Here is a 12601-nt window from a genome sequence, read left to right as displayed (position 1 = left end):
GCAGGCGGCTTGATCACCGTAATCGGTGTCCGGAAAAACTTGACCAGAACACTTTGCGGCCCGATCGCGACACAAGGCCGCTCCTACAGGGGTCGCGTCAGTCAGCCAGAGTTCGCGTCAGTCGGCCTGTTGTGCAACATCCCCTACCGCCTCGGCCTCCAGCTTCAACCGGTCAGCCTTGCTAATATACTTGGGCTTGCGCGGCGCCAGTTTGGCACTGGCTTTTTTCTGATGCGCCTGCAACAGCTGCTTGATCTTCTTACGACGGTTCATGGTCCACTAGGCCTTTCAGTGCGGTTTCGCTGCAGCCATCATACCTGTGCGGGCCTTGCTGCCATAGACAATGGCCATTTGGCTCGCCGCCTTGACGTTATTTTCACAGTCCGCAGATTAGCGTCTCGCCCTTTCCGGCCACGCGCACATTCGCTGGCTGCCAAGGTACGACGAGGCATACGTGTTACACACTACATCCCCTGCCGCGCACAAGCGCGTGGACTGGGCCGGCCTGGGCTGGCTGTTTCTGTTCTTCTGGTACTTCTCCGGCGTAACCCAGGCGTTTCTGCTGTTCAGTGGCACCACCGGCTTTGCCGGTTTCCGTGATGCGTTCTTCCTTAGCAGCCTATGGCTGGTCCCGGTATTGCTGCTGCCGCGCTTCACCCGCGCCACGGCGGCAATCATCGGCCTGGCGCTGTGGGCTGCATCGCTGGTCGGCCTGAGCTACTTCGGCATCTATCGCCAGGAGTTCTCGCAAAGCGTCATCTTCGTGATGTTCGAGTCCAATACCGCCGAAGCGGGTGAGTACTTCAGCCAGTATTTCAGCGTGTGGCTGGGCTTGGCGCTGCTGCTGTACAGCTTGGTGGCCGTGGTGTTGTGGCGGCGCGTGCGCCCGGTCTACCTGCCGCTGCGCGGTCGCCTGCCAGTGGTCGTGCTTTTACTGCTGGCCAACCTGGTGCTGCCGTTCTACAAGCAGATGGTTACCCAGGAGCGTAATTTTGCCGATGCCGTAGAAAAAGTGCAGCAGCGCATGGAGCCCGCCGTGCCGTGGCAATTGCTGGTCGGCTACCGGCAGTACCGCCAGCAGCTGGACAACATGCAGGAGCTGCTGGCCCAGAACGCGGCCCTGCCCCCTTTGCAGAACCTGCGCGACAGCAGCGGTTCGGCGCCCCGCACCCTGGTACTGGTGCTGGGCGAGTCCACCACCCGCGAGCACATGCACCTGTACGGCTACAACCGCGACACCACGCCCAACCTCGACGCGCTGGCCGCCAGCGACAAGGGCCTTACCGTGTTCCGCGACGTGGTTTCGCCACGCCCGTACACCATCGAAGTGATGCAGCAGATCCTTACCTTCGGCGATGAGCAGAACCCGGACCGCTTCCTCACCGACCCGTCACTGATCAACCTGATGAAACAGGCAGGCTACAAAACCTTCTGGATCACCAACCAGCAGACCATGACCAAGCGCAATACCATGCTCACCACCTTCTCGCAGCAGACGGACGCGCCGGTGTACCTGAACAACCAGCGCAACCAGAATGCCAGCCAGTACGATGACGTGGTGCTGGCACCGTTCGAGAAGGCCCTGCAAGACCCTGCGCCGAACAAGTTCATCATCGTCCACCTGCTGGGCGCGCACATGGACTACCGCTACCGCTACCCGAACGACTACGCGCACTTCACCGACAAGCAGGGCGCGCCGGGCGCACTGACCGATGACCAGGTGGAAACCTACAACTTCTACGACAACGCAGTGCGCTACAACGACTACGTGGTGTCGAGCCTGATCAAGCGGTACTCGGCGGGCAACCCCAACGGGTTTCTGGTGTACCTGTCCGACCATGGCGAGGACGTATACAGCTCTGGCAACCACGACCGCCTGGGGCGCAACGAAGGCGCACCTACCCGGCCGATGTACACCATCCCGTTCCTGTTGTGGACCTCGCCGAGCTGGCAGGCCGAACACCCACGCGACTTGCAGGCAATGGCCAACCGCCCGTACAGCAGCTCGCACCTGATCCATACCTTGTCTGACCTGGCCGGGTTGAGTTATGACCGCTTCGAGCCGACCAAGAGTCTGGTCAGCCCGCAGTTCCTGGTGGCACCGCGCTGGATTGGTGACCCGTACCGCAAGGACGGCCTGCGTGAGTTCGATCACCTGCCGATGGACAAGGGCGGCAGTGTGCAACAGACGGCCAGCAGTGGCGAAGAGCAGAGCGGCAAGCGCTTGAACTGACTCTTTTTGAGGCGCTTTACGCCCCTAAGGCCGCTCCATTCCCTGTGGGAGCGGCTTCAGCCGCGAACACCGGCTACGCCGGTGCCATCCATCGCGTCGCCTGATTCGCGGGTGAACCCGCTCCCACAGGGATCGCGCAGACGCTCAGATGTTCATCAAGTCCATCCTTACCAACCTGGTCCGGAAGATAAATTAAATTTAAATTGATTTTAAATTAAACCTGCGCCACCCTCTGCCCATCTTCCTGGCCCGCAGAGCACCCCGCCATGTCCACAGCCCCCCGCGAACCGCGCAAGGACGGCGCCGTCACCCGCACCCGTATTCTTGAAGCCGCCGGCGAACTGTTCGCCGCGCTCGGCTACGCCGAAACCAGCAACAAGGCGGTCGCCGCCAAGGCCGAGGTCGACCTGGCCTCGATCAACTACCACTTCGGCAGCCGCAACGGTTTGTACCTGGCGGTGCTCGACGAAGCCCGCCAACGCTTCCTCGACCTCAGCGACCTGCAACGCATCACCCAAGGCGCGCAAGCGGCCGAGGAAAAACTGCAGGCGTTAGTGGAACTGGTGGTGCACAAAGCCACATCGGCTCGCGACAACTGGCACCTGCGCGTACTGGCCGCAGAAATCCTCGCCCCCAGCCCCCATGGCCAGGCACACCTGCAGGCGGCAGCACCGCAGCGCCTGTCACTGCTCAAGGCGCTGTTCAGCGAGGTCAGCCAGATTCCCGCCCACGACCCTGCGCTGACCCGCTGCATCCTCTGCGTCACGGCGCCGTGGGCAATGTTGCTGATTGGCCCGCGCGGTGGCTCTGGCGCACTGCACGAGATTCTGCAAATGCCGGTCGAGGCAGTTTCAGCGCAGTTGTACCGCTTTGCCCTGGCAGGCCTGCAGGACGCCGGCCAACAGCATGCCCAGGCCCACGCCATATACCGTTGAGGTCCGCTCCGTGCAACCGATACCCACAGATACCTCACCTGCCGCAACGGACGCGCAAACCTCCATCCCGCTGCTGCTGGCAGCGCTGATGCTGGTGATGTTCCTGGCCGCCCTCGACCAGACCATTGTCTCGACCGCGCTGCCGACTATCGTCAGTGACCTCGGCGGGCTGCGCTGGCTGTCGTGGGTGGTCACCGCCTACCTGCTGGCCTCCACGGTGGTGGTGCCGCTCTATGGCAAGTTCGGAGACCAGTTCGGCCGCAAGCGCGTACTGCAGGTTGCCGTCGTGCTGTTTTTACTGGGCTCGGCACTGTGTGGCGCGGCGCAGACCATGGGCCAGCTGATCGCGTTTCGTATCTTGCAGGGGTTGGGCGGGGGCGGCCTGATGGTGGTGGCGATGGCCGCCATCGGCGATGTGATCCCGCCTGCCGAACGTGGCCGCTACCAAGGCCTGTTCGGCGGCGTGTTCGGCCTGGCCACGGTAGTCGGGCCGTTGATCGGCGGTTTCCTGGTGGAACACCTGTCATGGCACTGGATCTTCTACATCAACCTGCCGCTGGGCCTGCTGGCGCTGGTGGTGATCGGCAGCGTGTTTCGCCCACATGTGGCCCTGGTACAGCATAAGGTGGATTACATCGGCGCGTTCTTCCTTACCGTGGCGCTGGGCGCTGTGGTGCTCATCACCAGCCTGGGCGGCAGCCTGCTGGCGTGGCAATCGCTGGACATGCTGTGCCTGTCGCTGTTTGCACTGATCGGCCTGGCCGGCTTCGTCCTCGAACAACGCCGCGCCGCCGAACCGATCATGCCGCTGCACCTGTTCCGCCACCGTACCTTCGTGCTCGCCGGGTTGATCGGTTTTATCGTCGGGGTGTCGCTGTTTGGCGCAGTCACCTTTCTGCCGCTGTACATGCAGGTGGTAAAGAACGCCACGCCGACCAGTGCCGGGTTGCAGATGCTGCCGCTGATGGGCGGCCTGCTGGTGGTGTCGGCAATTACCGGGCGGCTGATCAGCCGCTGGGGGCGCTACCGGATGTTCCCGATCCTCGGCACGCTGCTTCAGGTAATTGCCCTCGGCCTGCTGAGTCGGCTTGACCTGGACACCCCCATGGCGTTGATGAACCTGTACATGGGCCTGCTCGGTGCCGGCCTGGGCATGGTCATGCAGGTGCTGATCCTGGCAGTGCAGAACAGCGTGGAGCCGCGCCACATGGGCGTGGCCACATCCGGGGCAACCTTGTTCCGCTCGGTTGGCGGCGCCATCGGCGTGTCGCTGTTTGGCGCGCTGTTCTCACATGCCCTGCTCGGCGCCCTGGCCAGCGACTTCAGCGCCAGCGCCGGCAGCCCGGCAAGCCTGTCGCCAGCCGCCGTGCATGCATTGCCTGCGGCCCTGCAACACAGCTACTTGGTAGCGTTTTCCGGCGCCATGCATGGGGTGTTCCTGCTGGCCGGCGGTATTACCAGTGTGGCCTTCGCGCTGTCCTGGCTGTTGCGTGAAGTGCCGCTGCGCCGGGCCACGCAGGCGTGAACAGAGGTTTACCCGGCCGGTGTAAAACGCCATGCTTGGCGGGTCTTTGGAATGAGATTCGCCCATGCTCACGGTGCAGGACCTGATCGACATCGAACTGCTCAAGTTGCAGGCCGTGGCCGGCGCTGCCGGCACCGGCAGGCTGATTACCTGGGCGCATACCGTCGACCTGCCAGACCCATGGCGCTGGGTATCGCCAGGCGACCTGGTGATGACCACCGGCGTCGGCCTGCCCAGCGCCCCGACCGACCAGGTAACCTGGCTGGAGCAGCTGGTACAGAGCAACCCCAGCGCTTTGGTGGTAGCGCCCCGTGCCGATGCTCCGGCGCTGTCTGGCGAACTGCTGGCCGCTGCCGACCGCCTGTTGTTCCCAGTGCTGCATGGCAGCTTCGAGCTGGAATTCGTCAAGCTGTCGCACTATGTGATCGAGAGCGTGCTGCAGGCCCAGCGCGAGCGTTTCAACGCCAGCGAGCGACTGTTCCAGACCTACGCCGAAGCCTTGCGTAAAGCCCCGGACATGGCGGGGCGCCTGGCCATTCTGGCCGACACCCTGGGCCTGGACTTGGCCATCGAAGATGCCCCCAGTGGCCTCACCGTGGTCGAAACCCGCCAAGGCGCACAAGCCGCCGAGCGGGTCGAGCGCATCCCGATTGCCGGCCGCGCCCGCGCCAACCTGCTGATGGCGCGCAAAAGTGCACGCACACAGGATGATTCGATCCTGGTGCGTTCGTTGGTCGGCTTGCTGGGCGTCGAACTGGAACGCCTGATGATTCACCGCGACCAGCAGCGCGAAGAAGGTGCAGCACTGCTGCGCAGCCTGCTCGACAGCGAAACCGAGTTTGGCCTGGCGCGGCCGATGCTGGAGCGCCGCGGCCTGGCGGGCACCTTGGTAAGCCTGGCGATCAGGCCCGGCAGCAACGGCCCTTGGAGCAGCGCTGACATCCACCAGGCCCCTGCCCTGCACCACGGCACACCGCTGCTGCTCAGTGACAAAGGCTTGCTGCTGGCGATCAGCCGTGACGACAGCGCCAGCCTGGCCGCGCTAGGCCAAAACCTGGGCGAGGGAACAAGCATCGGAATCAGCGGGCCGATCGCGGCAGCCACCGGCTTTCGCGAGAGTGTACGCCAGGCACGCCTGGCACTGACGCAGGCTGAAGAGAGCGGCGCACAGTTGCTGCGCTATGGCGACGCGGAAACCGGCCTGATCATGGCGCCCAAGTCATTGGCCGAGGCACGGGCGCTGGTGGGCCGTTACCTGGGGCCGCTGATCGAGCACGACCGCACCCAGGGCGCGGCGCTGCTGCAAACCTTGGTCACCTTCCTGCATAACGACGGTAACTGGAAGGCCACGGCCTACGACCTGGGGATTCACCGACAAACGCTGGTCTACCGGTTGAAGCTGGTGGAGCAGTTGTCGGGAATCAAGCCGACAACCACCAGTGGCATTGCACGCTTCTGGATTGCCATTCAGGCGGGCAAGAATACCGACCTGTTCGAGCATCTGGCTTAGGATTTTGGATGCTTCGCCACGGAGGGCTTGCCGACGCTCAGAACTTCGCCAGCTCTTCCCGGCAAAAGTCGACGAACAACTGCGCCGGTTTGGTCAGTTGCACCCGCTTCAACCACGCCGCAGCCAACCCCGACAGGGCTACCGGCTCGGCGATATCCAGCATGACCAAACGCTGACCGTCATAGGTGTATTCCGAATGCGGGCGAGTCACCAGTAGCGAGAAACCAAAGCCTTGCCCGACCATGCCGCGCACCATCTCGATCGACGGCGAGCTGAAGACGATGTTCGGCGTAAGCCCCATTTCGTTGAACAGGCTGACGAAATAGGTGCGGCTGGGGGCCACGTCCAGCAGGATCATCGGCTCCGGGCACAAGTCACGCAATGAAACCTGGGCCTGACCGGCAAAGCGGTGGTTCTCTGGCAACAGCACGTAGGGCTTCTGCGGCGGCATCAGCGGTTCGGCCTCGATGGTACCATCCAGGTCATGGTCGTAGAGAAACGCCAGGTCGAAGGTACCTGCCGTCAGGCCCTGGATCAGGTCCTGCTGCTCACCATCGCGCAGGCGGATATCCACGCCCGGATAACGCTGGCGAAAGCCGGCGATCAGCCGCGGCAGGTACAACGGCGCCACGGTTTCGAAACAGCCGATGTCGATCTGCCCGGCCACGGTGTCGTTGTCGGCCAGGGCGTTCTGTTCAAACTCATGGGCCATCTGCAGCAGCGACTTGGTCTTGGCATAGAAGCGCTTGCCACTGGGCGTCAGTGACACGCCCTGGGCGTGATGGCGGATGAACAGCTGCACACCGAAACTTTCTTCCAGGCTCTTGATCGCCGTGGAGATGGACGGCTGGGCGATGTACAGCTGGCGTGAAGCCTCGGCAACGCTGCCGGCCTCCACGGTGGTTACGAAGTACTTGAGTTGTCGCAAGGTATAGGCAGCCACGGTACCTCTTGGGCGCCGGCATGGGCGCACGGGGATCATGCCTCACACTTTACTCTTGATCCCACCCAGACGGTGGCTGCCAGATGAAGGATTTAACTATGGCTTGAGCAGCTTTTTTCGTGGGGACAACTGCAGCTGTCACCTATTCCTTCTAATCGAAGTCTATATTGGCCACAATACAGTCATCGCCGATCATTTTGTAGCCTGGCGCGCAGGACATGCCCGACACCGGTCCTACACCGCGCTTGCGCCGGGAAAGTGTCTTCTCTGGTTGTTGATTGTCCTGTTGTTCAGGGTCATGGCTTTCCAGCGGTTCATCAAGACTATCGTCGTGCATGGTTTTCTCTCATGGTTGGGTTGATCCTGCAGGGACAACGTTAATACCGGCCTCCAGGACAACACATACGGAAACGCCACCGCGGCGGGCTAAAGCTCACTGGTCAAATACGCCTGAACGTCTTTACTGGTAGTTATCGACCCTAGGCATACGGTGTGCACTCATGAAGATCGTAGTCACCAGCATCCTCGTCGAAGATCAGGCCAAAGCCCTTGCGTTCTATCACTACGTGCTCGGTTTCGAGCCTAAGCATGACATCCCCATGGGCCGCCACCGCTGGCTGACCCTCACCTCTCCCAATGACCCTAACGGCGTCGAACTGCTGCTGGAGCCCGATGCGCACCCGGCGTCAAAGACCTATAAGGCGGCACTCAAACAGGATGGCATACCCGCCACCTCATTCGGCGTACGCGACATCCAGGCCGAATACACCCGGCTGTGCGCGGCGGGCGTGCAGTTCACCCAGCCTCCCACGCCCATGGGCCCGGTCACGGTGGCGGTATTCGACGACACCTGCGGCAACCTGATTCAGATCGCCCAGAAACACTAGCGGGTTGCTCACCTCCCCAACGCGCACCAATAAGGAAAACAGATGCGCCACGAATTCAGCGAAGTGCTCAACGACCTGGTCGACTACTTTCTGCTCGGCGATATCCAACTGCTCGAGCGCTTCAAACAGGACCATCAACTGCCCGATGACCTGGCCTACGCGTTCACCCACGACGACTGCGGCGACCAGGCCGTGCGCGAAGGCGTCGTGCTGCCGCTGGCCGGGGTCGACAACCTGCCCTACCGCATCCTGTTCACCCTCGATGGCTACACCCCGGCCCTGCGCGAAGCCGGCAGCCGCCTGAAGCACCGGCGCAATGGTTATGTGCTACGGGTCGAGCATGGCGCGCTGATGCTGTACACCTGGCGCATCCTGCAGCACTTCACGCCCAAGACCCTGGGTGACCTGATGGCGCGCTACCAGGTGCCGGGGCGGCCGGTCATCGAGCTGGACAATGGCTGGTATGACGTGGAGGTACTGGCGGGGGCGCTGGTGCGCGACGGGTTGTACGAGCCAGCGTTCGAGTTCGTGCTGAAGAAGCGCTGGAGCCGCGGTGAGGCGGCGGAGGTTGATACGGGGTATGCCTTTGGGCTGCGTGGGTATTTTGATTGATGGGTTGCCTGTGCCGGCGTCTTCGCGGGTAAACCCGCTCCTACAACGGAAACGATGCCCGTTGTAGGAGCGGGTTTACCCGCGAAGAGGCCGGCACAGGCAACCTCAACCTTCAGGTGTGATTGATATCTCGGTCCTTGGTCTCCGGCAGGAAGAAAATCCCCAACACCGCCGTCATCACGGCAATCACGATCGGGTACCACAGGCCGTAATAGATATCCCCGGTCGCCGCCACCATGGCAAACGCCACGGTTGGCAGGAAACCGCCGAACCAGCCGTTACCGATGTGGTAAGGCAGCGACATCGAGGTGTAGCGAATACGCGCCGGGAACAGCTCCACCAGCCAGGCGGCAATCGGCCCATAGACCATGGTCACGTAGATCACCAGAATGGTCAGCAGCAACAGCACCATCGGGTAGTGGATCTTGGCCGGGTCGGCCTTCTCGGGGTAGCCCGCCTCTTTCAGCGCACCACCCAGGGTTGCGGTAAAGGCGTCGTTCTGCGCCTTGAAGTCCGCCGCCGCCAGGCTGCTGCCCTCGAAGCTCGGCAATACCCGTTCACCGATGCGAATCTGCGCCAGGCTGCCAGGTTCAGCCGCTTCGTTGGTATAGGGGATGGCGCGCTTGGCCAGCAGGCTTTTGGCAATGTCGCAGGAACTGGTGAATTTGGCCTTGCCCACCGGGTCGAACTGAAACGCGCACTGGCCAGGGTCGGCCACCACCACGACCGGGTTCTGCTCCTGGGCAACGAATACATCCGGGTTGCCGTACTCGGTCAGCGCCTTGAAGATCGGGAAGTAGGTCAGCGCGGCGATGACGCAGCCGGCCATGACGATCTTCTTGCGGCCAATGCGGTCGGACAGGCTGCCGAAGAAGATGAAGAACGGCGTGCCGATCAGCAGCGAGCCGGCAATCAGCAGGTTGGCGGTTTGCGGCTCGATCTTGAGCATCTGCAACAGGAAGAACAACGCATAGAACTGCCCGGTGTACCAGACCACGGCCTGGCCGGCGGTGCCGCCGAGCAGCGACATGATCACCACCTTGAGGTTGTCCCAGCGGGCAAACGATTCGGTCAATGGCGCCTTGGATGCCTTGCCTTCGGCCTTCATCTTCATGAACACCGGCGACTCGTTCAGTTGCAGGCGGATATACACCGAAATCGCCAGCAACAGGATCGACAGGAGGAACGGTATGCGCCAGCCCCAGGCTTCGAACACCTCCGTGCCCATGGCCGTGCGGCAGGCCATGATCACCAGCAGCGACAGGAACAGCCCCAGGGTGGCGGTGGTCTGGATCCAGGCGGTGAAGAAGCCGCGACGCCCCTTGGGCGCGTGCTCGGCCACGTAGGTGGCGGCGCCGCCGTACTCGCCGCCCAAGGCCAGGCCCTGCAGCAGGCGCAGGGTAATCAGGATGACCGGCGCGGCCACGCCGATCGAGGCGTAACTGGGTAGCAGGCCCACCACCGCAGTGGACAGGCCCATGATGATGATGGTGATGAGGAAGGTGTGCTTGCGCCCGATCATGTCACCCAGGCGGCCGAACACGATGGCCCCGAAAGGTCGCACGGCGAAGCCGGCGGCAAAGGCCAGCAAGGCGAAGATGAACGAAGTGGTTTCATTGACCCCGGCAAAGAAATGCTTGGCGATGATCGCGGCTAGGGAGCCGTACAGGTAGAAGTCGTACCATTCGAACACCGTGCCCAGGGACGAAGCGAAGATGACCTTGCGCTCCTCCTTGGTGATACCGCGTTGGGGCGCGCTACTGCCCGTGGATGCGCTGTCGAGAACCGCCATGGGTTGCCTCCGTCATGTCTTCATGCAGGCCGGAGTACCTCATACCCATTTCACCGTCGCACCCAGGCCCTAGGGCTTGCTTTGGTTGCGCGAAGCACGACGAGGCGGGCCGCCTCGGATCGCAGCAAGGTAACTGAAGCATAATTGGCTTTGCCGGGATATCCACTCCAACTGGCCCCGTGCTCTTGCTCTTGCTCTTGCTCTTGCTTTTGACTTTGCTTCTAAGCGCGCGATAGTCCAGGCGACACAGATTGCGACTTCAGGAGGCCGAGCGCAGGGCTTGCGGAGGGAGGTGACGGGCATGGATGCCCGTCAAGCGCTGAGGCCCCATGGATGGGGCCTGCAGCGCGTACTCCCGGGAGCAAGCCCGTAGCGAGGGGACCCCGGAGCGCAGCGCAGGGGCCGGATGATGGAGCGGGCGGTTTTTGGTTCCTTTTTGCCAAGACAAAAAGGAACTCGCCGTAAAGGCGAAAAGGTGAGTGAGCGTCGCTATCGCAGACAGCGTTTTCACTGTATCGAAACCAACGCTTAAGCTTCTGATTTTATGGGATGTGTGCATTTACATCGAGCAGGCATTCTTTAGCGCAGGTGGCGCCAAGTCACCTTTCCGCCCTTCCGGCGGGTTACTTTGGTCTTGCCCAAAGTAACCAAAGGCGCCCGCTCCCATCATCCGGCCCCTACGCTGCGCTCCGGGGTCCCCTCGCTACGGGCATGCTCCCGGGAGTACGCGCTGCAGGCCCCATCCATGGGGCCTCAGCGCTTGACGGGCATCCATGCCCGTCACCTCCCTCCGCATGCCCTTCGCTCGGCCTCCTGAAGTCGCAATCGGCGGCGCCTGAACTATCGCGCGCTTAGAAGCAAAAGCACCGCACGGCACGGGCATGGTCACGCACTGTGACCACGAACCATCAGCGCAAGAATTGCGTGACTTCCGCCAACACCTGCTCTGCCTGCTCCCGATGCGGCACATGCCCACAGCCTTGCAACAACCGCATCACCCCAGGGCCACCGGCATGCGCCAACAACCGCTCGGGGTGCGCCGGTGAGCCGAACTCGTCGTTATCGCCATGCAGGCTCAACAGCGGGCAACGCACCTGTGCCAGTACGGTATCCAGGTTCCACTCGGCGAAATCCTCGGCCAACCAGTTGTCCACCCAGGCGCGCAGTACCCATTCGGCCTTGCTGCCATGGTAGCGCTGCAACCGCTGCAACTGCCCGGCTTCGGCAAACTGCAGGTCGGCCGCTCGAATGCCCTCCAGCGTACGCGCTTCGACAAATGCCTGCGCTGACTCGGTAATCAGCGCCCTACACCGGTTGCCAAATGCCGCCGCGCAAGCCACCGCCATACCGCCGCCTACGCTGTGGCCAAAGACGATGAAATCCTCAACGCCCAAATGCTCAAGCAGCGCCGAAAAACCCTGCCGCGCCTCGTCCTCGACAAAGCCCAGGCGTAATACACCCGGGTGGGCATCGGAACGGCCAAAGCCCAGACGGTCGTAAGCAATTACCCGGTGCCCGATGGCGTGCGCCAACTGCGCTGGAAATTCGCGCCATAAAGCCACGCAGCCCAACGAGTCATGCAACAGGACGATGGGCGCCCCTTGTGCCTGCGCTGGCACCCACTCCTGGGCGAACAGCTTGCCCTGTGCGCTATCGACCCAGTGTTCGCGGCTGTGCAGGTTGCTCATGCCGCACCCGCAGTCGGTATCGGCCCTTTCAACTCGACCTGGTTGCCATCCGGGTCATAGCAGTACAACGACAGCCCCTCGCCTTCGGCGCCATAGCGCTTCTCGGCAGGCTCCACTTTTACCCCGGCAGCTTGCAGGTAGGCGGTCAACGCCGGCTCATCGAACGGCTCGATGCGCAGGCAGAAATGATGCAGATTGCGCCCCTCTTCGCCCGGTGCCGCACCGCCGGGTTTGCCCAGCGGGCCATCCAAGGTGACCAGGTCGATCATTGCCGTGCCAGTGGCCAGATGAACCATGCCCAGGTCTTCACGCACACGGCTGACCGAGCAGCCAAGTAATTCGGTGTAAAAGGCAACGCTACGCGGCAGGTCGCTGACCCGCAATACAAGGTGGTCGATGTGCTTGATGGCGAACGGTCGCATGTCGGGGCTCCTGTGGATTCGCTCCCCACATAGATTGGGGTTTTCCGCAGCCAC

General features: G+C 62.5%; 12 protein-coding genes. 6 read left to right on the top strand and 6 right to left on the bottom strand.

Annotation, left to right across the window (positions count from 1 at the left end):
- Positions 1–117 precede the first annotated feature (117 nt).
- Positions 118–273 (bottom strand): DUF2986 domain-containing protein, encoded by a 156-nt coding sequence (locus tag IAE39_RS08235; protein ID WP_201201112.1) that lies wholly within the window; start codon positions 271–273, stop codon positions 118–120.
- 181 nt (positions 274–454) lie between these two features.
- Here IAE39_RS08235 and IAE39_RS08230 point away from each other — a divergent pair, with 181 nt between their 5' ends.
- From IAE39_RS08230 to IAE39_RS08215, 4 genes are all read left to right on the top strand, one after another.
- Positions 455–2233 carry a phosphoethanolamine transferase CptA gene (locus IAE39_RS08230; RefSeq protein WP_201201110.1) on the top strand — a complete coding sequence of 593 codons (1779 nt, stop codon included), beginning with the start codon at positions 455–457 and terminating at the stop codon, positions 2231–2233.
- A gap of 266 nt (positions 2234–2499) precedes the next feature.
- Positions 2500–3168 carry a TetR/AcrR family transcriptional regulator gene (locus IAE39_RS08225; protein WP_201201108.1) on the top strand — a complete coding sequence of 223 codons (669 nt, stop codon included), beginning with the start codon at positions 2500–2502 and terminating at the stop codon, positions 3166–3168.
- A 10-nt stretch (positions 3169–3178) separates the two neighbouring features.
- Complete coding sequence (locus IAE39_RS08220) at positions 3179–4693, top strand: MDR family MFS transporter (RefSeq protein ID WP_201201106.1); 1515 nt, start codon at positions 3179–3181, stop codon at positions 4691–4693.
- A 64-nt stretch (positions 4694–4757) separates the two neighbouring features.
- The gene (locus IAE39_RS08215) at positions 4758–6203 is read left to right on the top strand and encodes a PucR family transcriptional regulator (RefSeq protein ID WP_201201104.1); all 1446 of its coding nucleotides are present in this window, start codon (positions 4758–4760) and stop codon (positions 6201–6203) included.
- A gap of 37 nt (positions 6204–6240) precedes the next feature.
- Here IAE39_RS08215 and IAE39_RS08210 read toward each other — a convergent pair whose 3' ends face one another.
- Positions 6241–7146 (bottom strand): LysR family transcriptional regulator, encoded by a 906-nt coding sequence (locus tag IAE39_RS08210; RefSeq protein WP_201201102.1) that lies wholly within the window; start codon positions 7144–7146, stop codon positions 6241–6243.
- Between the two features lie 151 nt (positions 7147–7297).
- A complete protein-coding gene (locus IAE39_RS08205; RefSeq protein WP_201201100.1) occupies positions 7298–7483 on the bottom strand; it encodes a hypothetical protein in 186 nt (61 codons plus the stop codon).
- A 163-nt stretch (positions 7484–7646) separates the two neighbouring features.
- On the opposite strand from IAE39_RS08205, the gene IAE39_RS08200 reads away from it, so the two are divergent.
- Both IAE39_RS08200 and IAE39_RS08195 read left to right on the top strand, forming a co-directional pair.
- On the top strand, positions 7647–8033 hold the full coding sequence (locus IAE39_RS08200; RefSeq protein WP_201201099.1) for a VOC family protein: 387 nt from the start codon (positions 7647–7649) through the stop codon (positions 8031–8033).
- Between the two features lie 42 nt (positions 8034–8075).
- Entirely contained in the window at positions 8076–8645 is a 570-nt protein-coding gene (locus IAE39_RS08195) for a hypothetical protein (protein ID WP_201201098.1), read from the top strand.
- 112 nt (positions 8646–8757) lie between these two features.
- Here the strand turns inward: IAE39_RS08195 and IAE39_RS08190 are convergent, their stop codons facing one another.
- From IAE39_RS08190 to IAE39_RS08180, 3 genes are all read right to left on the bottom strand, one after another.
- Complete coding sequence (locus tag IAE39_RS08190; protein ID WP_201201097.1) at positions 8758–10437, bottom strand: MFS transporter; 1680 nt, start codon at positions 10435–10437, stop codon at positions 8758–8760.
- 908 nt (positions 10438–11345) lie between these two features.
- Positions 11346–12125, bottom strand: a complete 780-nt coding sequence (locus IAE39_RS08185) for an alpha/beta fold hydrolase (RefSeq protein ID WP_201201096.1) — start codon at positions 12123–12125, stop codon at positions 11346–11348.
- Positions 12122–12547: a VOC family protein gene (locus tag IAE39_RS08180; protein WP_201201095.1), complete on the bottom strand. Its 426-nt coding sequence runs from the start codon at positions 12545–12547 to the stop codon at positions 12122–12124. Before IAE39_RS08180 ends, IAE39_RS08185 begins: the two co-directional genes overlap by 4 nt.
- Positions 12548–12601: the final 54 nt, after the last annotated feature.

Origin of the sequence: Pseudomonas sp. S37 (assembly GCF_016658545.1) — a bacterium.
Lineage (GTDB): Bacteria > Pseudomonadota > Gammaproteobacteria > Pseudomonadales > Pseudomonadaceae > Aquipseudomonas.
The sequence above is the reverse complement of the archived record's forward strand: the minus strand, read 5'-3'. Positions and strand labels throughout refer to the sequence as shown.

What these genes read in the sequence shown, in the direction of transcription:
- IAE39_RS08235 (WP_201201112.1), bottom strand. Translation starts at nt 273, where the DNA reads ATGAACCGTCGTAAGAAGATCAAGCAGCTGTTGCAGGCGCATCAGAAA.
- IAE39_RS08225 (WP_201201108.1), top strand. Translation starts at nt 2,500, where the DNA reads ATGTCCACAGCCCCCCGCGAACCGCGCAAGGACGGCGCCGTCACCCGC.
- IAE39_RS08215 (WP_201201104.1), top strand. Translation starts at nt 4,758, where the DNA reads ATGCTCACGGTGCAGGACCTGATCGACATCGAACTGCTCAAGTTGCAG.
- IAE39_RS08205 (WP_201201100.1), bottom strand. Translation starts at nt 7,483, where the DNA reads ATGCACGACGATAGTCTTGATGAACCGCTGGAAAGCCATGACCCTGAA.
- IAE39_RS08200 (WP_201201099.1), top strand. Translation starts at nt 7,647, where the DNA reads ATGAAGATCGTAGTCACCAGCATCCTCGTCGAAGATCAGGCCAAAGCC.
- IAE39_RS08195 (WP_201201098.1), top strand. Translation starts at nt 8,076, where the DNA reads ATGCGCCACGAATTCAGCGAAGTGCTCAACGACCTGGTCGACTACTTT.
- IAE39_RS08190 (WP_201201097.1), bottom strand. Translation starts at nt 10,437, where the DNA reads ATGGCGGTTCTCGACAGCGCATCCACGGGCAGTAGCGCGCCCCAACGC.
- IAE39_RS08185 (WP_201201096.1), bottom strand. Translation starts at nt 12,125, where the DNA reads ATGAGCAACCTGCACAGCCGCGAACACTGGGTCGATAGCGCACAGGGC.
- IAE39_RS08180 (WP_201201095.1), bottom strand. Translation starts at nt 12,547, where the DNA reads ATGCGACCGTTCGCCATCAAGCACATCGACCACCTTGTATTGCGGGTC.